The organism is Actinomadura bangladeshensis (genome assembly GCF_004348335.1).
In the GTDB taxonomy this organism is placed as follows: domain Bacteria; phylum Actinomycetota; class Actinomycetes; order Streptosporangiales; family Streptosporangiaceae; genus Spirillospora; species Spirillospora bangladeshensis.
Genome location: NZ_SMJW01000022.1, coordinates 25,477 through 49,876 on the forward strand (window position 1 = coordinate 25,477; position 24,400 = coordinate 49,876).

The 24,400-nt window shown below is 69.2% G+C and carries 31 protein-coding genes; 8 read left to right on the forward strand and 23 right to left on the reverse strand.

What is annotated here, in order from left to right; genetic code table 11:
• Positions 1-3 precede the first annotated feature (3 nt).
• From hypE to E1284_RS07035, 12 genes are all read right to left on the reverse strand, one after another.
• Complete coding sequence (gene hypE / locus E1284_RS06985; RefSeq protein WP_131938164.1) at positions 4-1,110, reverse strand: hydrogenase expression/formation protein HypE; 1,107 nt, start codon at positions 1,108-1,110, stop codon at positions 4-6.
• The gene (hypD, locus tag E1284_RS06990) at positions 1,107-2,234 is read right to left on the reverse strand and encodes a hydrogenase formation protein HypD (protein WP_131938165.1); all 1,128 of its coding nucleotides are present in this window, start codon (positions 2,232-2,234) and stop codon (positions 1,107-1,109) included. Before hypD ends, hypE begins: the two co-directional genes overlap by 4 nt.
• 63 nt (positions 2,235-2,297) lie before the next feature.
• Positions 2,298-2,570 carry a HypC/HybG/HupF family hydrogenase formation chaperone gene (locus tag E1284_RS06995; RefSeq protein ID WP_131938166.1) on the reverse strand — a complete coding sequence of 91 codons (273 nt, stop codon included), beginning with the start codon at positions 2,568-2,570 and terminating at the stop codon, positions 2,298-2,300.
• 21 nt (positions 2,571-2,591) lie between these two features.
• Positions 2,592-2,702, reverse strand: coding sequence for a DUF6893 family small protein (locus E1284_RS43955; RefSeq protein ID WP_424923472.1), 111 nt, complete (start codon positions 2,700-2,702; stop codon positions 2,592-2,594).
• A 20-nt stretch (positions 2,703-2,722) separates the two neighbouring features.
• Complete coding sequence (locus tag E1284_RS07000) at positions 2,723-2,932, reverse strand: hypothetical protein (RefSeq protein WP_131938167.1); 210 nt, start codon at positions 2,930-2,932, stop codon at positions 2,723-2,725.
• Positions 2,933-2,934: 2 nt separating this feature from the next.
• The gene (locus E1284_RS07005) at positions 2,935-3,570 is read right to left on the reverse strand and encodes a DUF5947 family protein (protein WP_131938168.1); all 636 of its coding nucleotides are present in this window, start codon (positions 3,568-3,570) and stop codon (positions 2,935-2,937) included.
• Positions 3,567-4,196: a NifU family protein gene (locus E1284_RS07010; RefSeq protein WP_131938169.1), complete on the reverse strand. Its 630-nt coding sequence runs from the start codon at positions 4,194-4,196 to the stop codon at positions 3,567-3,569. The genes E1284_RS07005 and E1284_RS07010 overlap by 4 nt, the downstream gene beginning before the upstream one ends.
• The gene (locus E1284_RS07015) at positions 4,189-5,982 is read right to left on the reverse strand and encodes a nickel-dependent hydrogenase large subunit (RefSeq protein WP_131938170.1); all 1,794 of its coding nucleotides are present in this window, start codon (positions 5,980-5,982) and stop codon (positions 4,189-4,191) included. Before E1284_RS07015 ends, E1284_RS07010 begins: the two co-directional genes overlap by 8 nt.
• A gap of 81 nt (positions 5,983-6,063) precedes the next feature.
• Entirely contained in the window at positions 6,064-7,101 is a 1,038-nt protein-coding gene (locus E1284_RS07020; protein ID WP_131938171.1) for an NADH-quinone oxidoreductase subunit B family protein, read from the reverse strand.
• A 64-nt stretch (positions 7,102-7,165) separates the two neighbouring features.
• On the reverse strand, positions 7,166-7,522 hold the full coding sequence (locus E1284_RS07025; RefSeq protein WP_243714306.1) for a hydrogenase maturation nickel metallochaperone HypA: 357 nt from the start codon (positions 7,520-7,522) through the stop codon (positions 7,166-7,168).
• Positions 7,515-8,093 carry a hydrogenase maturation protease gene (locus E1284_RS07030; protein ID WP_131938172.1) on the reverse strand — a complete coding sequence of 193 codons (579 nt, stop codon included), beginning with the start codon at positions 8,091-8,093 and terminating at the stop codon, positions 7,515-7,517. The genes E1284_RS07025 and E1284_RS07030 overlap by 8 nt, the downstream gene beginning before the upstream one ends.
• Positions 8,090-9,469: a hypothetical protein gene (locus tag E1284_RS07035; protein WP_131938173.1), complete on the reverse strand. Its 1,380-nt coding sequence runs from the start codon at positions 9,467-9,469 to the stop codon at positions 8,090-8,092. The genes E1284_RS07030 and E1284_RS07035 overlap by 4 nt, the downstream gene beginning before the upstream one ends.
• A 216-nt stretch (positions 9,470-9,685) precedes the next feature.
• On the opposite strand from E1284_RS07035, the gene E1284_RS43600 reads away from it, so the two are divergent.
• Positions 9,686-9,814: a hypothetical protein gene (locus E1284_RS43600; protein ID WP_279433025.1), complete on the forward strand. Its 129-nt coding sequence runs from the start codon at positions 9,686-9,688 to the stop codon at positions 9,812-9,814.
• Positions 9,815-9,913: 99 nt separating this feature from the next.
• Here E1284_RS43600 and E1284_RS07040 read toward each other — a convergent pair whose 3' ends face one another.
• Positions 9,914-10,546, reverse strand: coding sequence for an NADPH-dependent F420 reductase (locus E1284_RS07040; RefSeq protein WP_131938174.1), 633 nt, complete (start codon positions 10,544-10,546; stop codon positions 9,914-9,916).
• Positions 10,547-10,979: 433 nt separating this feature from the next.
• Between E1284_RS07040 and E1284_RS07050 the strand changes: the two genes are divergently transcribed.
• Positions 10,980-11,459 (forward strand): hypothetical protein, encoded by a 480-nt coding sequence (locus tag E1284_RS07050; RefSeq protein ID WP_131938175.1) that lies wholly within the window; start codon positions 10,980-10,982, stop codon positions 11,457-11,459.
• 110 nt (positions 11,460-11,569) lie between these two features.
• Complete coding sequence (locus E1284_RS41260) at positions 11,570-11,707, forward strand: hypothetical protein (RefSeq protein ID WP_165965157.1); 138 nt, start codon at positions 11,570-11,572, stop codon at positions 11,705-11,707.
• A 272-nt stretch (positions 11,708-11,979) separates the two neighbouring features.
• Here E1284_RS41260 and E1284_RS07055 read toward each other — a convergent pair whose 3' ends face one another.
• From E1284_RS07055 to E1284_RS07075, 6 genes are all read right to left on the reverse strand, one after another.
• Entirely contained in the window at positions 11,980-12,411 is a 432-nt protein-coding gene (locus tag E1284_RS07055) for a hypothetical protein (protein ID WP_131938176.1), read from the reverse strand.
• Positions 12,401-12,802, reverse strand: coding sequence for a hypothetical protein (locus tag E1284_RS07060; protein WP_207923606.1), 402 nt, complete (start codon positions 12,800-12,802; stop codon positions 12,401-12,403). Before E1284_RS07060 ends, E1284_RS07055 begins: the two co-directional genes overlap by 11 nt.
• A 59-nt stretch (positions 12,803-12,861) precedes the next feature.
• On the reverse strand, positions 12,862-13,002 hold the full coding sequence (locus E1284_RS41265) for a hypothetical protein (protein ID WP_165965158.1): 141 nt from the start codon (positions 13,000-13,002) through the stop codon (positions 12,862-12,864).
• Positions 13,003-13,200: 198 nt separating this feature from the next.
• Positions 13,201-14,070: a DUF6879 family protein gene (locus E1284_RS07070; protein ID WP_131938179.1), complete on the reverse strand. Its 870-nt coding sequence runs from the start codon at positions 14,068-14,070 to the stop codon at positions 13,201-13,203.
• A gap of 91 nt (positions 14,071-14,161) precedes the next feature.
• Positions 14,162-14,290: a hypothetical protein gene (locus E1284_RS43605; RefSeq protein WP_279433026.1), complete on the reverse strand. Its 129-nt coding sequence runs from the start codon at positions 14,288-14,290 to the stop codon at positions 14,162-14,164.
• Positions 14,291-14,408: 118 nt separating this feature from the next.
• The gene (locus tag E1284_RS07075; protein ID WP_131938180.1) at positions 14,409-14,837 is read right to left on the reverse strand and encodes a hypothetical protein; all 429 of its coding nucleotides are present in this window, start codon (positions 14,835-14,837) and stop codon (positions 14,409-14,411) included.
• Between the two features lie 46 nt (positions 14,838-14,883).
• Here E1284_RS07075 and E1284_RS07080 point away from each other — a divergent pair, with 46 nt between their 5' ends.
• From E1284_RS07080 to E1284_RS07100, 5 genes are read left to right on the forward strand one after another with little or no spacing between them, the layout of a single operon-like run.
• A complete protein-coding gene (locus E1284_RS07080; protein ID WP_279433027.1) occupies positions 14,884-15,708 on the forward strand; it encodes an SCO2525 family SAM-dependent methyltransferase in 825 nt (274 codons plus the stop codon).
• The gene (locus E1284_RS07085; RefSeq protein ID WP_131938182.1) at positions 15,705-17,552 is read left to right on the forward strand and encodes an SCO2524 family protein; all 1,848 of its coding nucleotides are present in this window, start codon (positions 15,705-15,707) and stop codon (positions 17,550-17,552) included. Before E1284_RS07080 ends, E1284_RS07085 begins: the two co-directional genes overlap by 4 nt.
• Position 17,553: 1 nt before the next feature.
• On the forward strand, positions 17,554-18,474 hold the full coding sequence (locus tag E1284_RS07090; protein WP_131938183.1) for an SCO2523 family variant P-loop protein: 921 nt from the start codon (positions 17,554-17,556) through the stop codon (positions 18,472-18,474).
• On the forward strand, positions 18,471-19,421 hold the full coding sequence (locus tag E1284_RS07095; RefSeq protein ID WP_131938184.1) for an SCO2522 family protein: 951 nt from the start codon (positions 18,471-18,473) through the stop codon (positions 19,419-19,421). Before E1284_RS07090 ends, E1284_RS07095 begins: the two co-directional genes overlap by 4 nt.
• Positions 19,399-20,373 (forward strand): SCO2521 family protein, encoded by a 975-nt coding sequence (locus tag E1284_RS07100; protein ID WP_131938185.1) that lies wholly within the window; start codon positions 19,399-19,401, stop codon positions 20,371-20,373. The genes E1284_RS07095 and E1284_RS07100 overlap by 23 nt, the downstream gene beginning before the upstream one ends.
• A 591-nt stretch (positions 20,374-20,964) precedes the next feature.
• On the opposite strand, the gene E1284_RS07105 is transcribed toward E1284_RS07100, so the two are convergent.
• From E1284_RS07105 to E1284_RS07120, 4 genes are all read right to left on the reverse strand, one after another.
• Positions 20,965-21,198 carry a hypothetical protein gene (locus tag E1284_RS07105; protein WP_131938186.1) on the reverse strand — a complete coding sequence of 78 codons (234 nt, stop codon included), beginning with the start codon at positions 21,196-21,198 and terminating at the stop codon, positions 20,965-20,967.
• A gap of 204 nt (positions 21,199-21,402) precedes the next feature.
• On the reverse strand, positions 21,403-21,786 hold the full coding sequence (locus tag E1284_RS07110) for a hypothetical protein (RefSeq protein WP_131938187.1): 384 nt from the start codon (positions 21,784-21,786) through the stop codon (positions 21,403-21,405).
• 32 nt (positions 21,787-21,818) lie between these two features.
• Positions 21,819-23,885, reverse strand: coding sequence for an N-acetylmuramoyl-L-alanine amidase (locus E1284_RS07115; RefSeq protein WP_131938188.1), 2,067 nt, complete (start codon positions 23,883-23,885; stop codon positions 21,819-21,821).
• Positions 23,886-23,962: 77 nt separating this feature from the next.
• Positions 23,963-24,400: cation transporting ATPase C-terminal domain-containing protein (locus E1284_RS07120; RefSeq protein WP_131938189.1), on the reverse strand; the 438-nt coding region annotated here is incomplete at its 5' end.

Here is a 24,400-nt window from a genome sequence, read left to right on the forward strand (position 1 = left end):
CGGTCAGCAGATCCGCGGCAGCGGATCGCCTACCAGCATGTCCACGATGCGCGTGCCGCCGAATGACGTCTTCAGCAGGACGGTGCCAGGCGGCTCCTCCGCGACACGTCCTATGATCGCGGCGGCTTCCCCCGACGGGTGGCCGCGAAGCGCCGCCAGCGCCGCATCGGCGTGCTCGCCGTCCACGACGGCGACGAACCGTCCCTCGCAGGCAACGTACAGCGGGTCGATGCCGAGCAACTCACAGGCTCCGTTGACCACGGGCGTCACTGGTACTCGCGCCTCGTCCAGGACGACGCCGAGCCGGGCCGCCTGGGCGATCTCGTTGAGCACGGTCGCCACGCCCCCGCGCGTCGCGTCGCGGAGCACGCGCACCCCGCCGGCCACGGCGTCCAGGAGGGCCGCGATGGGTTCGTGCAGCGGTGCGGTGTCCGAGGCGAGGTCGGCCTCGATGTCGAGTTCGCCGCGGGCCAGCATGATCGTGACGCCGTGGTCCCCGATCGGCCCGGAGACCAGCACGGCGTCGCCGGGCCGCACGGCGGAGGGGCTCAGCGTCAGGTCCCGCTCCAGCACGCCGATGCCGGAGGTGTTGACGTAGCAGCCGTCGCCCTTGCCGCGCTGCACGACCTTGGTGTCGCCGGTGACCACGGCGACGCCCGCCGCCGCGGCGGCCACGGCCATCGACTCCACGATCCGCCGCAGGTCTGCGACGGGGAAGCCCTCCTCCAGGACGAAACCCGCCGACAGGTACATCGGGCGGGCGCCGCAGACGGCCAGGTCGTTGACCGTGCCGTTCACCGCGAGGTCCCCGATGTCTCCGCCGGGGAAGAACAGGGGCGAGACCACGAAGGTGTCGGTGGTGAAGACCGTCCGGGCGGCACCGTTCAGGGTGAGGGTGGCGCCGTCGGCCATGGCTTCCAGGTGCGGGTTGCGGAAGGCGTCGACGAAGACGGCCTCGATGAGGCTCTGGGTTGCCTTGCCGCCGGCCCCGTGGGCCAGGGTGATGCGTTCCGCGTTGACTTTGGCCTTGCGGAGGCGTGCCCGCTCGATGCGGTCCAGGACTCGCTGCTCGGCTGACCGCCCTGCGGTGGTCGCGGCGCCGGTCGTCATGCGCGCGTCACTTCCTTGACGCGGTCGCGCGTGAAACGTCCGTAGTTGTAGTAGGCCGCGCAGGCCCCTTCGGAGGAGACCATGCAGGTTCCGATCGGTGTCTCGGGTGTGCAGGCGGTGCCGAAGACCTTGCACTCCCAGGGTTTGATGACGCCTTTGAGGACCTCGCCGCACTGGCATGCCTTGGGATCGGCCACCCGGATGCCGGGGATATCGAAGATGCGCTCGGCGTCGTGGACGGCGTATGCGTCGCGGACCCGCAGCGCCGAGTGGGAGATGAACCCCAGCCCGCGCCATTCGAAGTACGGCCGCAGCTCCATGACCTCCCCGATGACTTCCAGCGCCTTAGGGTTCCCGTCCCAGGGCACGACGCGGGTGTACTGGTTCTCCACCTCGGCGCGGCCGCCGGCGAGCTGCCGCAGCAGCATGTGGACCGACTGCAGGACGTCCAGCGGCTCGAAGCCCGAGCAGACCAGCGGCTTACCGTAGCGGCCGGGGATGAACTCGTACGGGCCGCAGCCGATGACGGTCGAGACGTGGCCGGGGCCGAGGAAGCCGTCGAGTCGCAGGTCGGGTGAGTCCAGGATCGCCTTGATGGCCGGGAGGATCGTCACATGGTTACAGAAGACGGAGAAGTTCTCGATCCCTTCGGCCGCCGCCCGCAGGACGGTCATCGCCGTGGACGGGGCGGTCGTCTCGAATCCGATCGCCATGAAGACGACCCGGCGGTCCGGGTTCTGCCGGGCGATCTTCAGCGCGTCCAGCGGCGAGTACACCATGCGGATGTCGGCGCCCTCGGCCTTGGCGTCGAAGAACGAGCCGGTGCCGCCGGGCACGCGCATCATGTCGCCGAACGAGGTCATGATGACGTCGGGGTGCCGGGCGATGGCGATCGCGTCGTCCACGCGTCCCATGGGGATCACGCACACCGGGCAGCCGGGCCCGTGCACGAGCGCGATGCTCTCCGGCAGGTAGTCCTCCAGACCGTGCTTGTAGATGGTGTGCGTGTGACCGCCGCAGACCTCCATGAACTTGTACTGCCGGCCGGGCTCGCACAGCGCGGTGATCTGCGCGGACAGCGCCTGGGCCTGATCCGCGTCGCGGAATTCGTCGACGAACCGCATACCGGTCAGCCGCCTCTCCTTGGGATGTCGGAACCTCGCGTGGCGCCGGGCCCGCAACGGGCCTCAGCTGATGTCGGAATCGGCGAGCGCCTCCAGCTCGTCGGTGTAGGCGCGCCCCAGCCCCCGCAGCAGATCGAGCGTCGCCTGGGCCTCGGCCTCGTCGATCTTGGACATGGCGAAGCCGACGTGGACCAGGACCCAGTCGCCGGGACGCACGCCGTCCGGTCCGAGCAGGCCGATGTTGACGGCGCGCCGGACGCCGACGACGTCGACTCTGGCGAGGTCGTCGCGGTCGGGTGAGAGCTCGACGATCTCACCGGGAATGCCGAGGCACATCCGCGCTGCCGTCCTTCCCGCTCACATTCGCTCGATCTTGATGTAGCGGCGCATCGCCGGGATCTCCTTCCAGACCAGCGCCAAGAATCCGGCAGCGGCCAGGCAGGCCGCACCGATCCATACTTTCCGCACGTCGTCTCGCTCCCCTCGGGTCAGCCGGGCGGCAGGTTCGGCATGATCGGCAGAATCGGGTCGCGCTTCTTGGGCCGTATGCCGGTCGACCGCCGTGAGTCGGCGGTGCCGTCCTCGTGGTATCCGTGTTCGCGGCCGTAGGCGCCCCTCCGGTTTCCCTGCATCACGCCCTTGGTGTGCGACGGCGTGTCAGGGGCGACGTCCGGTTTCCCGACGCGGATCTTCGCCATGGCTAGGTCTCCTCTCGTGATCCGTGAGGCCGGGCTGAGGCTCCTGGACGGCCATACCGATCGGCCAGTCCGGTGAAGAACGCCTCGACGGCCGTCCACACGCGGTCTCCCCCGGACAGCCCCGTCCACGCCTCCTTGATGACGGCGACGAGGCGGTAGCAGTCGTCGATCGGGACGAGCCACTGCTCGTCCGCCTCACGGATCGAACTGGTCAGCAGGGCCTCGACCGCGGGCAGCATCGACGCCAACTCCGGGTTCTGTGCGCTGACGGCCGTCCAGGCGGGCGGGTCCACCGTCCATTCCGTGGCGCCCAACGGGCTCGGGTACCGGGCGACGACGGCTCCGTCCAACCCGACGACGAAGAAGGCGAGCCGCACCGGGACGCCGAGGTCGGCGACCGAGACGCCGGTCAGCCGCACCCTGCGGTCCGGCACGAGCCGGTAGTGCCCCACTCCGGCCCCGTCCTTCTCGAAGAGCAGGGCGCACGCGCGGCAGGCGCACAGCAGGTCACTGGTGCGCTCGTCGAGAACATGGGCATGGCCGTCCACGATGGGCACGTCGCACAGGCCGCACGTGTCCTCCCGCTCCCGGGTGGGAGATCTCAGGATCGCGCGGCCGAGCGCCCCGGAGGTCGTCATGTGGCACCGTCCACGGCGGCGGCGGGAGGCCGCAGCAGCGCCTCGACCGGTACGAAGGCCTTCGACGCCGCGGCCGTGCCCGTGCCCGTGTCCGGAGCGGCCACGTGGACATCGGCCAGGTCGGGAGCCACTGCCAGCACCGTCTCGCGGACGACGTCCTCGATGGGTTCGGTGCCTCCGCCGCAGCCGCATCCGCTCCTGTTCACCCGTACCCGGGCGGTCTCCTCCTCGATCGCGACGAGCTCCGCGTCGGCGCCGCCGCGGTGCAGCCGGGGCCGGAGCGCGTCCAGGGCGCGGGTGACGCGCCGCTCGACCGGCTCGGGGTGGATGTCGTGGAGGACCAGCAGATGACCGACGAGGTCGTCGCCGAGGAGGAGATCAAGGAGGCGGGGCTCCGTCGACGCGCAGTCCATCACTCGCGTCAGGGCTTCCCCGTACACCTCGGTGAGGAGGGTGACCGCGTCCAGCGCCGTCTCCGCCGTCGCGCCGGGCGTCCGTTCCAGCGTGCCGAGCTTCTCGTCGAGGAGGCCCAGCCGGCCGGCGACCGCCTGAGCGTCGAGGCGGCGGGGGACGTCGTCGTCCGCGACGCCGGGACGGGCCTCCCGGCCCGTCGCGGGCTCAGCCATGGGTCGATCCGAACATCGGGGAATGCAGTTTCTGCAGCGTCCGCCCACCGCCGAGGTACATGTGCACGCCGCAGGGCAGGCACGGGTCGAAGCTGCGGACGGCGCGCATGATGTCGACGCCCCGGAAGTCGTCGGGGCCGTTCTCCTCGAAGATCGGCATGTCCTGCACGGCGTCCTCGTAGGGGCCGGGCGTCCCGAAGCTGTCGCGCGGGCTGCCGTTCCACGGCGTCGGCGGGTACGGATGGTAGTTGGCGATCTTCCCGTCCCGGATCACCATGTGGTGCGACAGCACGCCGCGCACCGCCTCGTGGAATCCGCACCCGATCGCCTCGTCGGGCACTTCGAAGTCCTCGAACACCTTGGTGTCGCCGGAGCGGACGAGGCCGAGCGCCTGCTCGATGAAGTGCAGCGCCATCGCCGCCGAGTAGGCGACGAAGTAGGCGCGGGCCCGGTCCCGTTCGAGGGCGTTGGACCACTGCGGGATGCGCCATTCGAGCGTCATCTCCGGCAGGCTCCGGCCCTTCGGCAGCGAGATCTGCACGCTGGACCCGGTCGACTTCACGTACGGGGTGTCGACCAGATTCGCCAGCGCGGTCGTGTAAAGCCGCGCGAACGGCCCGCCGCCGGTGTCCAGCGCGAGGTGGTCGCCGGTCCCCGGATGCAGCCAGCGCGGGCTCATCACCCAGCTGTACTTGTCGTCGAAGTCGCGTTTCTGCGGCACCGGAAGGGTGGTCTGGTTCCACGGGTGGCGCATGTCCACCGGGTTGCCGAGCGGATCGTGGGTAACGAAGGGCTCCTCGTTCACCCAGTCGTCGTAGTAGGAGCTTCCGAGCAGGATGCGGATGCCGAGATTGATGTCGACCAGGTTGCTGGTGAGGAGCTCGCCGTCCACGACGATGCCGGGGGTGACGTACATCGCCTTACCCCAGCGGTTCATCGTCTCGTACTTGTAGTCGACGACCGAGGGGTCCTGGAAGGCGCCCCAGCAGCCGAGCATGATGCGGCGGCGGCCCACCTCCTCATACCCGGGCAGCGCCTCGTAGAAGAAGTCGAAGACGTCGTCGTTCATGGCGACGGCCTTCTTGACGAAATCGACGATGTCCATCAGCCGGGAGAGGTAGTCGGTGAACACCGTGGGGCTCGGCATCGTCCCGACACCGCCCGGATACACCGTCGACGGGTGCACGTGCCTGCCCTCCATCAGGCAGAACATCTCCCGCGTGGTGCGGCTGACCTGCAGCGCCTCCTTGTAGACCGCGCCTTCGAACGGGTTGAAGGCCTCCATGATGTCGGCGATCGTCCGGTAGCCGTGCACCGCGGCGTTCGGCGCCTCGGTGTCCCTGGCCCGCCTCAGCACCGAGGGGTTGGTGTCCTTGACCATCGCCTCGCAGAAGTCGACGAAGACGAGGTTGTCCTGGAAGAGCGTGTGGTCGAACATGTACTCGGCTGCCTCGCCGAGGTTGAGGATCCATTCGGCCAGCGGCGGGTTCTTGATCCCGTAGGCCATGTTCTGCGCGTACACCGAGCACGTGGTGTGGTTGTCGCCGCAGATGCCGCAGATGCGGCTGGTGATGAACCCGGCGTCCCGCGGGTCCTTGCCCTTCATGAACACCGAGTAACCGCGGAACAGCGACGACGTGCTGTGGCACTCGGCCACCCGCCGGTTCGCGAAATCGATCTTCGTGTAGATGCCCAGATTGCCGATGATGCGGGTGATCGGATCCCACGACATCTCGACGAGCTGCCCGGCCTCTCCGACGGCGGCCGCCTGCTCGGACGTTTTCATCGGTACGGTCCTCTCCTCGATCCGGCGATCCGGTCGTGGTCGACGAGGCGGGGCCGCGGTCCCGGCGCCGCCGGGTGTGGTTCAGGGGCGCCAGCGCGGGTCGTAGCCACTGGTCAGCACCTCACGGTTGTGATGCCACTTCGGCTCCTTGTTGGCGGTGCCGTTGGTGATCCCGCGCATCCTGCGGATGAAGGCGCCGTAAGGCTTGATGAGCGTCGTGGAGAGGCTGCCGCCGGGCGGCGCGTCCATGAACGGCATGAACTTGTCCGGGAAGCCGGGCATGGTGCACGCGATGCAGATGCCGCCCACGTTCGGGCAGCCGCCGATGCCGCCCATCCAGCCGCGCTTGGGCACGTTGCAGTTCACCACCGGCCCCCAGCAGCCGACCTTCACCTGGCACTTCGGCGAGTTGTAGTCCTTGGCGAAGTCGGCCTGCTCGTAGTAGGAGCCGCGGTCGCAGCCCTCGTGCACGGTCTTGCCGAACAGCCACTGGGGCCGCAGCTTGTCGTCCAGCGGCGGCGGAGGCGCCGCGCCCGCGGCATGGTAGAGGACCCAGGTCAGCGTCTCCATGAAGTTCTCGGGCTGGACGGGGCACCCGGGCACGTTGACGATCGGCAGAGCGCCCGCCGACCTGAAATCCCACCCGAGGTAGTCCGCCAGCCCCATGCACCCGGTCGGGTTGCCCGCCATCGCGTGGATCCCGCCGTAGGTGGCGCAGGTGCCCGCGGCGACGACGGCCCACGCCTTCGGCGCCAGCCGGTCGATCCACCAGTTCAGCGTCAGCGGCTCACCGGTCTCCAGGTCGTTCCCGAACGACGACCAGTAGCCGTCCCCATTGATCTTCTCGTTGGGGACCGAGCCCTCCAGGACGAAGATGAACGGCTCCAGTTCGCCGTTCGCCGCGGCCCGGAACGGTGCCAGGAACTCCTCCCCGCCGAGCGTGGGCGAGAGCACCTTGTTGTGCAGGTGCACCTTCGGCAACCCCGGGATGAGGCCGTTGACCACGTCCTCGATCGCCGGCTGACCGGCGGCGGTCACCGAGACGGTGTCACCGTCGCAGCTCATCCCCTCGGAGATCCACAAGATATGGATCTCGTCGTAACCATTCACCCGAGCCATGGTCCGTACCTCCTCAAGTGCGAGGTGTGCTCGACGCCCCGCGGCAGCAGCCCGATGGCGTCCATCAGCGGTTCCTCCCGACCGGCGCGTCCACGGTGATCGACTCCAGGACGACGTCCTCGTGGCCCGCGACCTCCACGTCCACGGCACCGCACGCCGGGCACGCCGCCAGGGCCATGGCGCTGTTCACCGGCGTCTCCGCGCGGCACCGACGGCAGCGGACGCGGAGCGGCTCCAGCATCAGGTCGATGTCGGCGCCCTCGGCCACAGTGCCCATCGCCGCCACCCGCACGCCTTGTTCGATCACGTCGGGGTCGACCGGGTGGCCGCCGACGCGGACCCGGACGGCGCGCACCGGCCGGTCACCGGCCCGCCGCACGACCGCCTCGACGATGCCTTCGCACATCCCCAGCTCATGCATGCGTCTGCTCCATATCCGTGCTCGCGTCTTGTTCATGTGCGGCCTCGTCACCAGCGGCTTCATCGCATGCCAGCTCGGTCACCAATCGGACGGCGTTCTGCACGGCCGCGTGCACGGGCTGCGACAACTCCATGCGCTCATCGATGACGGCCGGACGGCAACCCACCACGAGCACACGGGGCAGCTCGCCGCCGAGCTGCCGGAGAAGCCGGAGCACCGCCACGGGATGCATGCCGTGCCCGTCCACGGCCGGCGGGCCGAGCGGATCCGCAGGGTCCGCGCCGGGCGCCGCGCCGTCGACCGCCGCCGCGTCCACCTCCATGACGGTGAGGGTGCCGGGCGGGCCTTCGACGGGTACCGCGTCCACCATGATCAAGACGTCATGCCGGCCGTTCAGCAGTTCGTACGCCAGGTGGACACCGCGAATGCCGTAGTCGGCGACCTCCACGTTCGCCGGGAGCGCGGAGCGCTCCAACCGCCGGACGACCTCCACGCCGAACCCGTCGTCCCCCAGGAACACGTTTCCGATCCCCGCCACCAGGACCCGGCACGCCGCCGCCCCGCCCCTCACGGGCCCACCTCCGCGGACAGCGGTTCCACCTCGTCCGGAGAGAAGTACCGGAACCGCCCGTACCACTGGTTGAGTTCCGCGGCCGGATCGTCCTCCACCGTGACCGCGAGGTGCGTGGCATCGTCCACGTCGCAGAGCACCGCCTCGACCAGGGCGGTCCTGCCGTCCAGGAACCGGTCCTGGGGATCAACGCCCCGTCGCCGCGGCCGAAGCCGTACCCGGCTCCCCCGGCGGACGGACACACCGCCGACCACGACGACGCCGCCCCCCGGCGGCGACTCCGAATCGGTTCTCGCCACGGGCCGCAGCGACCGCACCGCCCCGTGCAGGCGAGAGAACACCTCCGGTGGCATCGACTCCGTCCGGTCCAGGATCGCGGCGGCACGCGGATCCGTGGCGCGAGCCTCCCGCTTCTCCGCGTCCGTCAGCGTCAGGGTGCGCAACGACAGGATCTCGTCGATCTCCGTCGCATCGTGCAGATCACCGGGGCTCTCCGGCGCGACGCGCGGGTGGTCGTACAACAGAATCGGCGAAGACAAGACCACGTGGTCGTCGCCCGGTGGGCCGGCCAGCACGGGGAACGTGTGGACGTTCACGCACTCCTCGACCGCCGGCCTGGCCCATCGCGGCGGATCCAGCAGAGACAGGAACGAGCCCCCGTCCGTGCCCAACAGCACATGGCAGGCGATCAGCGATTCCGCCAGCGCCTCGTCACGGGAGGCTCCCGGCGGCGTCATCGTGCCCGCGTTCGCCACGCGGACGCTCAGCCGATGGGCCTGGCACGGACCGTCTCCTCCGGCGGCTGCCGAGGCCGACACCGAGACCGTGGCCGTGACCGGGCACCGCCGGCGCCGGACTCGGCCGAAGAGACGCCCTCCCTCATCCTCAAGATGCTCGGTGTCAATCCCGCCGGGGGCCTGGGCGCCGAACTCCTGCGGATCGTCCAGGACATCCCGCAGGGAGAACCAGAAATCGAACTCCTGCGGCAGGGCTTCATCGAATCCGAGTTCCAGCCGTGTTCCCGAACGCAACGAATCGACCGAAAGGTATGAGCCGTCACCCAAGCGCTCCTCTACCGATTTGCGCTGAATCTGGAGAAACCGGACCCGGCACAGGATCGTTTCGTCCAGCGGCGCCTGCAGCAGGCATGCAGTCTGCTGCCATGGGGCCTCGGCGGACCCGGCCACGCCCGTGTCGGTCAGCCCCTGCGCCTCCGCCCATGCCGGTGGGACGATCACTCCGAACTGCCAGCGCACGCGATTCTTACTCGACGAACGGCGATACGGATAGAGCAGATAGCCTTCATAAAGAATGGCATCGGCAACGTCCCGCGCATACTCCAGGCCGCTGGGAGCGATGAATGACGGGCTCTCCACCCGATCGCACCTCCCCGCATCGCGCCGATTAGGCCAACCCCCGCAATGGCACGGGCAGTGCGCGCAGGGAATAGCTCTCCTCCGGTATAGCAAGCAATGCCGGCTCCAGTAAGTGAGAACGGCCAGTAGGTGATGGCGACACCTACTGGCATAAACTGCCCCGAGTACAGGTAGACGGCGATCGCCGCGGCGTTCGGCCCGTCCGACGAGGACGGCTTGGAGGAGTTCCGCGAGTTCGCCCCCAGCGGCGCCTTCAACCAGGTCGAGAACGAGATCCGCTATGCCCTGTCGCTGCTCAGCGTCGTCGGCCGCGGCGGCGTCAGCAGATGCACCAGCCCCACATGAACGACGAGGAGCACGCGGCGCTGCGGCACAGCGCCGACACGCTGCGCCAGGCCGTCGCCCGCATCATGTGACCCGCTGGTGCCGCACGGCCGCCGGACGTCAAGCGGAGGTGGGGCCGACGAGCTTCCATCCCGACCGCCACGGCCAGCCGTTGGCGGCGTTGAGCGAGATGTTGAGGAAGCCCATGTGCTCCAGCGCCCGCGCCGCCGCGAGGGCGCCGGTGTCGATGGGGCGGTAGCCGATGGCCGAGAGGAGGTCGGCCACCTTCTGCTTGGCGTCCGCGTCATCGCCCGCGTAGAACCCGTCGAGTTGCGTGCCGTCGACGGCCGGGTCGGCCTGGTTGGCGGCGAAAACGGTGTTGAAGGCCTTGACCACGAGAGCCTGCGGCAGCGACTCCTGCAGAGCCTCGGCGGCGGAGCGGTCGGTGACCGCCAGCCCGGAGAAGTCGGCGTTCATCGGGTTTGTGACGTCGATGATGACGCGGCCCGCGACGACGTCGGCGATCTCGGCCGCCACGGACGAGACGGCGGGATACGGCACAGCGAGCACGATCATGTCGGCGCCGTCGGCGGCCGCCGCGTTCGACTCGGCCGCCCGCGCCCCGACCGTGCCGGCGACGCCCTCGGCGTGGGCGGGGTCGGTCGCGCTGATGACGACGTCGTGTCCGGCCCGCACGCAGCCGCGTGCGATGGCGCTGCCGACGTTGCCCGCCCCGATGATGGCGATCTGCATGGCTCATCCCCCTGCTGGTTCATCGACCTCAGGCCGACCATGTACCCGGCGGTCGTCCATGCTCACCCCTCACGCCGATCGTGTGCGAGACCGAGACGGCCCAGGTACGGCGATGCCCCAAGCGCTCTTCGACGACCTGAAGGCCGGCGCCGCCGGCGAGGAGCCAAGAGGCTTGAGCGTGGCGGACGGCGTGGATGCGGGGTGACCAGCCGAGGTCGGCGGCGGCTCGGGCGGAGTGTCGGCAGTGGTTGCGAAACCAACTGGCGGAGATACTCGTCTCGGCGTCGGCTGAAGAAGAGCCCCGGTCTCGTCGGGCCGTGGGGAGGTGTGGAACACCAGTGGCTACGTCGCTCCAGGGCCTTTCGCGGGGCGGAGCACTCTTGCAGGACCCCGGGAACCGTTGATCGGCTTCGGCCGTCCCAGCAACGTGAGCGTGTCAACGACGGTTCTGCCGCTGGCAGGGGTGGTTCTCGGTTCGACCGGAACCTTGATCGGTCAGTACCTCTCAACGCGTGTAGAGGCACGTCGAATGAGGTTGGAGCAAGCCAGCGCGGAGCGCTCAGAGCGCAAAACAGTGCTCATGGATTTCCTGTCCGCCGCCCAGCAGGTAGAACTGTGTTTGGACCGGCTTTCCATGGGAGAGCAGGTGGACGACTCCGAGAAGTGGCAACTCCTGCACGCGCTCTGGCTTTCCAAGAAGGCCCCCGAACTCCTCTGCTCCCCGCCCGTCGCGCAGGCAGCCCACGACTACACTTCGGAGCTCCATGCCCTGCTCCGGGGACAGGTCACAGGAGAGGGCACGCCGTTGAAGCGTGAACTCCGCTTCGCATTCCTGGAGGCCGCCCGCCAAGAACTCGGAACGACCAGCGAACCGCTGAGGAGGGATCCTCCAGTGCGAGGACTCGGCGAGTAGCCACTCCGGCTCACCGAGACCTGGACGTCCTGGCAAAGATCATCGATAGCCTGCACGCGCACCCGCTGTGCTGGGGAGCAAGCGGGTCGAGCGCCGGTGGGAGTCGAGGGGTGGACTGGACGTTCGCCGGACACGGCGCCGCAATCCTGGAGATGGCGCGGCTCGTCCCTTGGCTGCTGAAAGCCGGACACAGCCCAGGCGAGGGCGGAGCGCTGGGCCTCACGGTTTCCCGCCTGGACGTCCGCTGAACCTGGTTGCGAACCGGGAGGCATGGGCGCCTGAGCACGCGAACGCCGCACGGCGGGTGGGCCCCGTACCGGTGCGTCGCGACTCCCGGCTGACGGAGATTTCGCGGTGAGGTCGCAGGTGCAGGCTTGTTGAGACGCGTGGAACTGGACTGTGCATCACAGCCCGTCAGGCGGGGCCGTGCTTCCCTCGCAGCAGGCCGGTGCCGCGGGTGTCCTCCGGGCTTGTCCCGTCGCCCGGTCGGTGAGCAGGGCTCGGGTCAGGTGCCACCACGTCACCAGCGCCGCTCGACAGTCCCCTCGGTGGCGACCTGCGCCCGTGTGAGAGAGCGGAGCTTGGCCCGGTGGCTGCGGCGCCGCTCGACTCTGGCAAGCCGCTGCTCGTCGACCGACCCTCCGCCCTCTCGGCGAAGACGCCGTTGCAGCCTGCTCTCGACCCAGTCCCCCAGCGGCAGACCGGGCTCCTTCCGCCACGTCTTCGGCCGCCGCCGCGCCAGCCGCTCCTCGACCTCGCCCGCCCTGCCGGCGTCGGGACTGCCCGTGGCATCCCGAAGGATCCGCTGGAGACGGTGGCGGTTGGCGCGATTGGGGAACCGCTTGTTCAGCCGCACCGCGTTCCGCGACGACTTGTCGTTCTCCGCGTAGGCGTTCCGCCGATCCTTGGCATAGCTGAGCCGCTTCTTCTCCCCAGGGTCCCTACTCCTCACCACACCCCCCAGTTCGAGAGCCGGCTTCGAAAGCCCGCGCCACCGTCTCGCGGACCTGACGCCACAACTCGCCATCAGGCGATGCGTCCAGGCCCTCGGCTCGGAAGACCGCCTCCGCGAACGAGTCCACGCCCACCGGAGGTGACGCGCGAAGCACTGCCTGGTCCGCCGGCGGCAGGCAGAAGCCGAGGCGAACACACAGGTCGTGAAGCAGGGCATCCACCTCCTCGGGGGCGAGCCTGGGAACGTCCACACGCCACATCCTGAGCCACGCGCCCGACAGAACCAACCAGATTTTCGCACCGGCCGAGGAATCGCGGTTGTCGCCGGAAAGGCCGGAAATAGTCACTTCGAGATCTGCGCTGTCTGTTTCCGGCAGGGCGACGGGCAAGACGAGCACGATGCCCGTGCCATGCGGGGCGGTCCCAACGGTCGTTTGAATGGACCGAGTCAGACACCCGGCTTCAGCGGCACGTCCACGAAGGTGGACCTGAAGTCCTCAGCCGGCTTCTCGATCAACTGCGCGGGCATCGCGGTGGGAGCCGACAGCATCCCGCTCACGTTCAGCAAGTCGGGCTCGTTCTCCTTCACGAACGCGTCCGGGGCAGAACGGGCTCCTCGACCAAGGTGTCAAGACGTTTCCGGCACGATGTCCGAGCTGAACCTGGGTCGAGGGCGGCGCACCGCAGACTCTCAACGTCATCCCGGGCCAGGGCGTCCCGATCCCAGCGACGACCCTAGTCTGCAACGAGCAGCTCGTAAGCAGAGCAGATCGGGCCTCTAACCGGCCTAGGGCGCTTCCGCGGCGAGTTGCCAGAGGAGTTCGAAACGCTCCTTGCATGCGCGGGTGTAGTCGGTCCGGGTCCGGAGGCGGGTCATGAAGAAGCCGAGCTGGCGGTTGGAGGCCGGGACGGCCTCGTAGGCGACCTCCTCGTCGAAGAGGATGAAGTCCGTCGGAGCATCGTGGAGAGCGGGAATCTGGTCGTAGCGAAGCACCCTTACCTCGATCCCGGCACCGCGCTGCTCCTGGGCGATCGACCGGAAGACCTCGTCGTTGTCGTCGGGGTCACCCGGCATGATGAACAGGCGGCGGATGGTCACTCCCCGGGTCCTCGCTTCGGCCTGTGCCTTGAGATAGCGCCGCCCGTGCTCGCTGGTCCAGAAGCCACCGGTGAAGCTTTCCTCTTCCCCGTCGACCGTGGTGGTGCTCGTCGCATCGATGGTCTTCATGGTGGCCTGGGTGAGCTGGAGGATCCAGTCGTGGTCCTCGCCATCGCAGGTCATCTCGCGGTCGCCTCGGCTGAGCCTGTCGATCAGCTCGGTGTCGCCCTTCACCACGATTTCGGTGAACCGCCTGATCAGCGGCGGGCAGTCCTGGCCGAAGTTCACCACGGCCTCACGGAACCGGGTGAAGGCCTCGCGGTCCAGGGCCGAGTCGCCCAGTGCCTGCTGCCACTTGGCGGACTCAATGGCCAGATCGGTGGCGTGCATCCATCGCTCGATCCTCTCGATCCTGCCATCGAAGTCGATCAGCAGCTGCACGAGCATGATCACGCTGCCGATCAGCACCGAGAGGGTGAGCGACTGGGCGACGGTCTGGTCAGCGCCGTAGTTCGTGATGATGAAGGCGAAGGTCCCGGCGACCGCGGCGACGGCCATCCTTCTGACCACAGCGCCAGCGGTGATCGACGGTAAGGGTTCTCTAGACACGGTCAACCACTTTCTAGAATCAGGCTCCGCATGGCCTTGATCACTTCTGCTGGACCACGTAGCTGGCCTTATCGTGGAACCCGAGGACGACTCCGCCGTCCGCGACGAGGCGGCCCAGCGTGTTCCGCATCGCGCCGCACCAGCGGGCAGCGAGGTCGGTGTCGGCCATACGAATGCCCTTGATGTCCCTGGGCACCTCGAGCAGGACCGTCTCGGAATCCGCCGCACGGATTTCTGGCCCCCGTCCGGCCGGACGGCGAGCAGCCGCTGCGCATCGGCCGGATTTTCTACCGGCGTTGGACGGCCGCGTTCGACCGCCTGCCGCACATCGGGCTCCGCGATGTCCCAGACGACCCTGATCCGGTCGGACTGGTCCGGGCCCCGTTGATGGCGTCGGGCAACTGGCCGTAGTGGTTCTCGAGGTAGGCCTCGGCGCGCGCGCCGAGCTTCGCGAGGTTGAAGTGCGCGTTGCGGCGTACGGGCGGATCGAAGGTCCAGATGACCGACGCGCCGACCAGCGCGCCGCCGTGAAAGGTCCCGGCGACGTAGTTCCCCTCATAGGCGTAGCCGCGCATGATCTCCCCGAGGATCGAGAGGGCGCCGTCCTCGAACCCCCAGATCCGGTCGACCAACTCGCAGGCCGCGGCCAGCTCGTCGAGCTCCGGTAGTTCCCGGATGACAAAAGGGACATGCCCACCTGCCTGGTTTCGGCGCACTCTTGATCTAAGACGCGCCATCACGTATACATTTTTACAATGAGGTATGGGCGTTTCGGGAGGACTATTGTCCACGCACCGCAAGACTGATCTTGACCAGGAGCGGCCAGCGAAGTGCAGTTTCAACCGAGACGTTTCGTGGAACCAGTTGGACTTGCCGACCTACTGGCAGTCCAACTACCAGGAACCACACCGGGACGATCTGAGCTTCATCGCGACGATCGCTGCCTTCATGGCCGATCATCTTCAGGGCAGAACTGATCTGCGCGGTGTCGATGTCGGCACTGGAGCCAATCTCTATCCCGCCTTCTCCATGCTCCCCTTTTGCTCCACAGTGACACTGATCGATCTATCTACCTCGAGTATCGATTGGCTCACACGTGAACTCAGCGGTTCACTGGATGCCTGGACCCCCTTCTGGGACGAGTACACCAAGATTCCCGAGTACGCAGCCGCCGGCCCGCTGCACGAGGCCATCAAGGCCCACGCCCGGATCGAGATCAAGCAGGCGTCGGTCTTCGACCTCCCCGGCGAGCAATGGGACGCCGGCACGATGTTCTTCGTGGCCGAATCCATATCCGGGGACAGCTCGGAGTTCAGGGCGGCGCTGGCGAGGTTCGTGCAGGCACTCCGGCCGGGCGCTCCGTTCGCCGTCGGATTCATGGAGAACTCCGAAGGCTGGCGGGTCCGCGATCAGGACTTTCCGGCTGTGGCGGTGTCCATCGCCGACGTCACAGCGTCCATGCCTGTTTCCACAGAGCTGCATCAGGTGAAACGGCTGAGCGCGGCAGAAAAGCCGATCCGCCCGGGTTACACTGGAATGATCTTGGCTTGCGGCATTAAGAGATCAACTGAAAGCCCAGCACGATGAGGATTCAGCCACGCGAAGAGCTCCTCAACCTCTGGCGCTCCCTCGTGAGGGTCTCGCTCGATGGGGACAAATGGCAATGGGGTGGCCGGCACGAGCGTAATTCGATCAGCGATGCCGAGCAACTCCTGTGCATCATCTATCCGGCGACGGTCCTCCCCTACTTCCGCCTCGACCGGCCCGACGACACCGCCGACGACATCCTCGAGGTGCTCCGGCCGCTCGGCGACGAGCTGGATATCCCCCGGCGCCTGATCGAGCTGCTCATCGAGCATATCGAGTACTACACCGACAGCGACGGCCCCTCCTTCACCGGAGGCAGCTACTTCGAGAGCACCGCGGACGGCGCGGAGCCCACCCCGGAGCAGATGCGGATCGACGTCGTCGACTCCTTCTCGATGGCGGTCTCGCTGATGCTGGGCACGCTGTCACTCGTCCGCACCTTCGGCAGCACGGTCATGAACCCCGAGGTCGAGCGCCGGCTGCGCCACCTTGAGCGGATCGCGAACGTGCGGCTGACCGCCGCGCTGGTGGGTCTGCTGCGCAGCTTCGTCATCAACGTCTTCACGCCGGACTCCGACGAGGGCCGGGCTCTGCTCGGCACGGTGAACCGGGCCGGCCGCTCGAACCGCCAGGTCGCCGAGGAACTGCGCGCGTCGCTCCAGGAGATCCGGGCCTCCCTCGGGGACGTGCTCTTCGGATTCCGTCAGCAGCGCGTCGCCGAACTGATCGACAACCGCAACCGGCTGTTCGAGATCGGCTGGACCTGGGGCATCGCCGAGGACGCTCCCGAGGTGGACATCGCCACCTCGGTGACGAACCAGCGCAGCGGCATTGCCGAGAGCGCCCCCTTCCTCTACTTCACGGTGAACGCCCTGGACGGCATCGCGGACCTGTTCTCCGGGCGCACGACCGTCCTCGGCCTCCTCAACGAGGAGCAGCAGCGCCTCGCCGGTGCGCTCAAGTTGCGCTGGGAACTCACCCACCGGTACTGGGGCACGATCGCGACCTTCGGCGACGCCCACCGGTGGTCGCTGGAGGACCTGCCATGGCGCACCACCGACGACCGGGAGTCCGACCACTTCAGCCTGCTGATCATCTCGCTCGTACTGCAGGACCAGGAGGTCCGCGGCGGGAGGACCACGGAACTCCCGCGGCTGGCGAAGCTCCTCACCAAGCTTGGGGAGCGCGGCCGCGTGACCAGCCGGGCGACCCAGGGCGATCCCGCCCTCCGTCATCACATTCCCGGGACGGAGATCCAGCTCGGTGGCAGCGGGGTTGGCGGGCCCGACCTGCTCTGGCGGCTCACGGACTTTGCCCCGCTGCTGCTCAAGAACGTCCTACGTCTGGCCCGGCTGTCCGGGGACGCCGACCTGCGGGAAGACCTCGTGCAGACTGCGGACGAGATCTGGGACCACATCTTCCGCCGCCGGATCCAACGCTCGGCCAACGCGGGGCTCTGGGACGACGCGGCGAACGTCTTCGAGAGCATCCAGCAGCACAACGACCGCCCGTCCTGGTACTACACCGAGCGGATCGTCGAGTGCATCGTCATGGCGATCGGCCTCATCCGCGACCCGCCGCCGCGCAACGGCGACATCCACGCCTACGCCCGCGGCATCCTCAGCGAGACCGACAACCTCTTCGACCTGGAACTCCTCGAGGCCAACGTGGTCGATCGGGGAGCGCTGCGCGCGCAACTGGAGGAGGCGCGCCTCAACCTCCGCCACGCCCACGAGATCGCGCCGCTGCGGCCGGCCACCGCCATCGGGATCGCGATGGAGATCCTGCGCATGCTGGAGAAGGTCGGCGTGGCGCGGCGGAACGCCGCGGAAGGGAGCGGTTGACGTGCTCGTCATCGCCACCTCCGACAAGGGCGGCACCGGACGCTCGGTCACCACCTGCAACGTCGCCTACCGGCGCGCGATCCAGGGCGATGACGTCTGCTACCTGGACTTCGACTTCGGTTCGCCGACCGCGGGGGCGATCTTCGGGGTCGAGCGGATGGCTCACGGGACGCAGGGTGAGGACGGGCTCCACCGTTATCTGCAGGGCAAGACGGTGACGCCCGGCCATGTCGACATATGGTCGGAGAGCCGGCGGCCCCCGGGCACCGGTCCGCGGCCCACCGGCGCCGGGAACCTCGTCCTGTATCCCGGCGACCTCGGCGGCGGCGAGTTCACCGCCAAGCCGGAGGTCATCGACCGCTGCGCCGACCTGCTGCTGCTGTTGCAGAGCCAGTTCTCGGTGATCTTCATCGACCTGAGCGCCGGGCGCTCCCACGCGGCGGAGATGATCCTCACCGTCACCGCGCGGGAAAAGCGCATCCCCGACACCCGCTGGCTGGTCTTCCACCGCTGGACCAGGCAGCATATCTCGGCCGCGGCGGACCTGGTCTTCGAGGACCGGGGGCTGCTGGAGTTCGGCAGCCTGTTCGGCCACGACCGCGACCAGCTGCGCCGCCGCATCCGCTTCGTACGGACTGCGGTGATCGACCCGAAGAGTGACCAGGGCGTGCTGGGCCTGCGCGCCGAGCAGGAGGCATGGCTTCGCCAGGTCGACCGGAACCTCAACGAGCAGGCCAACATCGCGGGCCTGGGCCGCACCTCGGTGATCGCGACGGTGCCCGTCGACCCGGTGCTCCAGTGGCGGGAGCAGCTCATCACCGACGAGGACGTCTACGCCGAGATCGCCAACGAGGGCACTGTCGAGGCGTTCGCCGGGCTCGCCAGGAATCTGGACGACCCGGGGGCATGGAGCCGGATATGACGGAACCCGAGCTGGAGGTCGCCGTCCTCACGAGCAGGCCCCGCGTGGAGCTGGTGCCGCGCTCGCACCTGTCGCTCGAACTCGGTCACCTGTACATGGAGGACCTGCTGGAAGGTCCGCAGGCCCTGGGCCGCCACTTCGCGCGGATCAGTCCCTGGGCGGACTCCGTTCGCGCCCGCCATCCAGCGCCGATGCGGGTCAGTACCTGCTTCCTGGTCGACGACTACTTCAGCCAGCTCACCTCGCCTAAGAAGCTCGTGCCGGAACTACTCGACGCGGCACGCGACGCCGGGCTCGGCATCGACTACCTGGTGCGGGAGTCCGCGTGCGCCTCCGCCGGCGAGGTCTCGCCGGCGGAACTGGTCCTCGGGCGCATCGTCTCCGATCCCCCGCGCGGCAGCAACGGCCTCCGCCCGCCGGTCCACACGACCGGCTGGGTCTCCAACAGCAGAGACAGGCTCAGACCGGACGGGCTGGACGAGGCGCTCGCCACCCGTCCTTGGCGCCCTCCCGAGCAGAACGGCGCCCGGAGCCACTCCATCTGCATGGAGGTCCAGCTCTGGGACGACCTGGACGGCCGACGGCGATGGTCCTGCGCGATGCTCTCGGCCGTCTGGCAGCTGCTCCGGCTGGGACTCCTCCGTCATCAGGGCAAGCCCGTGATCTCGCCCGAGCGGTGGACGGCCGAGTACCCGGACCGCTGGGAGGATCTTCCGCCGCTGGTCCGGCTCACCGACGGCGCCCAGCCGTTCGCCGCCTTCCAGACGATGTCGGTGCTGGAGACCCGGTTCGCCGGTGTGGAGGCCGCCGTCCGGACGATCCTCGATCAGGTCTCCGTCGATCCGGCCGTCAGCGAGCAGACCGCCGCGCAGGCCGCCGCCCAGGGCATCGAGCTTCCCGCAGACGTCGTCGGCAGGATCTCCCATGTCTTCAACGACGGCTTCTGAGAGCACCCTTTCCATCGGGGAGGTCCGCACTGGCCTCCTCGGGCACTCCGCGCAGCTGTCCATGGCGGAGACGGTCAGGCTGCTCGACCTAGTGCCCGGTGAGCAGGTGCGGCACACCGCGTACCCGCGCGCCTACGCGGTCTCGCCCGGGCGGCTGGCCGGCATCGACTGCTTCATGCCCTCGCACTCGGGACGTCGCGTCCGGGGCGTCGGCACGTTCGCGACACGGGCCACCTTGACCGGCGGCCTGATCGTGCAGTCCTGCTCGCACACCACGCTCGTGCCGTCGTCCCGGCGGTACCGGCAGGCGTGGTCGCACTACCTGGCCGAGCCCGGCGTGGTCGAGTGCCTCGGCCGACTGCGCCCGGAGGACGTGGCCGCGGGATTCGCCGAGGACGAGCACGGCCACCTGAACATCGAGATGGGGCGGACCGCCGAGTCCACGATCTTCGATCTCCAGCGGTCGGGCCTGCTCGACGGCAGGCAGCCGCTGCACGCCCCTCTCGGTCGGTGGCGGTGGGCGCTGCAGCCCGTGGAGGACGGCGACCCGGGCCTCTACCGCTTCACCGTCCTGCCCGAGGGCACCCGCTTGCTCCGGCTCGCAGTCGCCTGGCCGAACATCTCCGACCTGCTCGACCTGGTCGAGGACCTCGCACTGCACGACTGGCTGCTCGACTTCGTCCACCGGCAGATCGAGCGGGCGCGCCCCGGATCCGGGGACCTGGACCGGACGCTCCAGCACATCGGCCCCGTCATCGACCACTTGCTGCACCACTGGATGCCCAAGGCGCGGGTCCAGCCCGGCCTGTACGGGCTGTGGGACGCCTTCGACCGCTTTCAGGGCCTGACCCGCCAGTGGGACCTGACCACCGCCCGGATCCGCGACCATGTGGCGCTCAACAGCCTGCGCCTGGTCCGGCGCGCGGAAAGCGAATGGCCGGGGATACGGTGAGATGGTGTCCTGCGCCTGAAATTCGTCGGCAGACGCGTGCAAGGGATTCGAGGATCTTTTCGGCAGTCTTGGTCCAGACGAACGGTCGCGGGTGGCGTACCAGTCGGTGATCCAGCCCGGATGTCGGCCTCCGGTCGCTTGCACGCTCTCGTACGCACCCCCGAGGGATCTTCTGCTCGGCCAGGAAGCCGAAGCAGCGCTCGACATGGTTGAGCCAGGAGGAGCCGGTCAAGGGTGATCGGCGGCGGTCGGCCCGGCCGGTCCTCCTGGGCAGTCACCGTCAACCCGTTCTCGGGCCGCCCATCCCTGGCGCATCCAGCCCGCCCGCGCGAACGCAGCCCGCCACTGGCGCACCATCACCACCGACCTCCCCAGATCCGCGCCACCTGCGCGTTACTGGCACCGGGCACGGCACACGCCAGCACGATCCGGGGCGCGGACCGCCGCTCGCGACGCCTCCACCGCCCCATCTCCGTCCGCGCGGATCTCTTCGGCATGGTCCTACACGCAGTCGATGCCGACATCGGTCTCAAGGGCCGACTCCCGCACGGCCATCACGCGCATGAACTCGACCGCGAGGGCGTCCGCCAGCTACAGCCCTCGCGTTATGGCGGATCCGAGAAGCGGCTCGCGTCCGCACGAGCGGCTCAGCGGCGACGGCGCGCTCGCGGAGGAGGGGAGTACCTCGTCGACGAGCCGGCCATGCTCCTTCTCCTCGTCCGCCAGGCACAGCAGGCGGGAGGAGCGGAGTTCGATCGGCCGCCCCCAGGCGGCGGCGAGCCGCTCGATCCAGTCCGGGTATAGGCCGCGGCTATGTTGGGCCATGGGGGCTGAGCTCGGCGTGCTGGACGGGTGAGAGGCCCTGCACGTGTGCGTCCGCGAACCCGAGCGGCAGATCGCCTTCCGCAGATGGACGACCCGCGTAGATGATGCGACAGCAAGATTTTCTGGAACCCGAAAACTCCGGGCCGGTCCCTGCGGACTGGTCGGCGCCGTCCTTGGAAAGCGAAACACGCGTCACATGCGCAACTAGTAGCCGGTGTCGTTTGCGGTGTGGATTGTCGCGTTTTCGAGGGCCGTGTGCAGCGTGGTGGCGGCTTCAGCGAGAAGGCGGTCCACGATGGGGAGTCTGACGGCGTACCAACCCTCATCGCCGGCCACTGACATGGTGACGGCGGGGCCGGAAGGAGAGGAGGCGACGGACACGGTCGTTCGCACCGGGAAGCGCCTGCGGCCGGGGGCGAGGTAGGCGCCCCATAGGCGGAATGCGAGGCGTGAGCCGGTTCTGGCGTGCACCGTCCAGCCCTGCCTTGTCACGTCCTTCCAATTCAGCGCGGCGAGTGTGCGGAGAACGGCGTCCATCACCGCAGCCGGGTCGCCTTGGGGAACCACCCATGTTCGGTCGGCCTGCATGGGCACCTCTTGCTCGAAGGCGGGCGGAGGGGTCAGCGGAGGTAGATGAGGCCGTCTATGCCCACCTTGGGGCGGCCGGAGGTGCCGGCCACGACGATCTTGATGGTGTGCTTGCCGCTGGTCGCCCAGGTGCCGCCCCAGGTGAGCTGGCGGTAGGCGGTGGTCGAGGCGCGGGTGTCGAGGGTGCCGATCTTGGTGCCGTCGACGTAGACGTGGACGGCGCCGAGGTAGGAGGCGCGCTTGAAGATGAGGCCCGCGGCGCGGCCGGTGAAGGTCCAGCTGGCGCTCGCGCCCTTCGAGCCGCTGTAGAGGCCGCGTCCGCCGTAGTAGGACTTCGTGGTGGTGAGCTTCCAGGTGCCGGTGCGGCGGGCGGCGCCCTCGCTGATGCCGCCGACGTAGCGGCTGATGGTGCCGGTGCCGGTGTTGCCGGCGGCGTCGGTGGCGGTCAGCGACCAGGGGGTCGTCGCCGACAGCTTCGCGGACGTCGCCCATTTCGTGGTGGTCGGCGCGAAGGTCTTCGCGGACGGCGAGGTCGCCTTCACCGACGTCAGGGCGGCGTTGTCGGTGGCCTTCCAGATGAGCGACAGGGGCACCGCGGTGCTGTTCACCGTGCCCTTGCGCAGGACGAGGTTCATGGACGAGACGGCGGGACGCGTCGTGTCCGCCACGATCGTGAACGCGGGCGAGGAGGACGTGGTGCCGTCGGCGAAGGTGGCGTGCACCTGGACGGTGTGCGTGCCGGGGGCGAGGGTCACCGTCGCCGATGACGCGCCGGTCGCGGCCGTCTTGCCGTCCACGGCGACGGTGTAGGTCGCGCCTTCGGACGGCGTCCAGTTCAGGGTGGCCGTGCTCTTGGTGTAGTACCGGCCGCCGCTCGCCGCCGCACCGGTCACGGTGGCGGCGAGGGCCGGGACGGTGATCTGCTTCGCGGCCGTCCGGACGGCGGGCAGCGCGTTGTAGAGCTGAACGCCGGGGCACGCGGTCGCGAAGCCGTCGCGGTGGCCGGAGATCGTGTTGAAGACGACCTGCTGCCCGAACGGGTACTTGCCGCCCGTGCCGTCGGGGGCGGCGGAGGTCAGGGTCGTCTTCGCGGTGGGGTCGATGCCGGTCAGGCCGAGCTTCCAGGCGGCGATCTTCGCGACGCCGTCGAGGGCGGCCTTGGTCGGGGCCACGCCGGGCGTGGTGGCGTCGTTCGCGGCGGTGTAGGTGCCGAGGACGGCGATGCCGGTGGTGTCGGTGTTGAAGCCGTAGGTGTGGGCGCCGTGGACGGGACGCTCCGCGCCCCCGGCGCGTCCCTCGAAGATGGTGCCGCACTTGTCGACCAGGAAGTTGTAGCCGATGTCGTCCCAGCCCTGGCTCTTCACGTGGTACAGGAACACCGACCGGATCACCGCCGCCGACTCCGCGCACGTGGCGGAGTTGCCGGTGTCGGTGTGGTGGACGAACGCCGCCTTCACCGAGGAGTCGTAGGTGGGCGGGTTCCTGACCAGGGACTCGTCGGCGCCCCATCCGGCGCGGGCGACGATGGCCGGTTTCGGCGCGGTGAGGGGCGTCGTCGCGGCGATCAGCTTCAACCCGGTGCCCGCGTCCGGGCCGGCGGCCCGGGGCTTCGCCGGAGTCGTGCGGTCGGGGTCGATCAGGTCGACGCGCAGGCCGTCGGGAAGGCGGCGGCCCTGCCCGGCCACCCGCACCTCGACGCCGTTGGACGGGCCGACCCACAGGCCGTTCGTGCCACCGCGCCCGCCCTCGTCGGGTGCGTCGGCGAGCTGCGGCTCCAGGGCGCGCCATCCCGACCAGCGGCCGGTGCGGGCGTCGCGGGTGCGCAGGCGGACGGTGCCGCGCAGTTCCTCACGGGGCCGGTTCCAGGTGACGCCCACGAGGCTGAACGGCTCGGTGGTCGCGGCGGGCAGCCCAGCGGTCCGGCCCTTGGACGAGGCGGCGCCCGGCATGTCCTGGAGTGCGCGGGCGTGCACCCGGCCGTGGCCGGGTCCTACGGCGGCCGAGGTCCGCGCCGTCGACTCCGTGGAGACCGTCCAGGTCACCGCGCCCGCCACCGCCACGGCGGCGGCCGTCGTCCCGATCAGTGTGCGCTTCAGCATGCCTCTCCGTCCACGGTCGAGCCATGATCAGGGAGCGCTGCGACCGCGCCAAGTGTCACACATGTCCGGATGGTCGGTTATGCCGACTCGCCGATCGTGATCGGCTCGGTGGTGGAGGGGAGCAGGCGCGGTGCCGCGGCGGCGGCGACCGTCGCGGCCGTGGCCGAGAGGGTCACCACCGTCCAGGCGCCCGGCCCGAGGGGGGTGCAGCCGAAGAACTGGCTGATGCCCGGCGTCTCGACGATCGCGAACAGGGCGGCGGCCGAGACCGCGCAGGTGGCCAGCAGGAGGGGGCTGTGCCAGCGGGCGATGAGGGTCTGGCCGAGCTGGGCGCCGACCAGGGCGGCCAGGCCCATCGTGGAGGCGCGGCCGCCCGGGACGATCGTGATGAGCCGGCCGACGTGCCAGGACGCCAGCGCGGCGGCCGCGGTGGCGGTGCCGCGGACGGCCAGCACCCGTCCCATGTCCTGCCCGGTGAACCCGCGGACGGGGGCGGCGCCGAGCGGGGTCTGCGA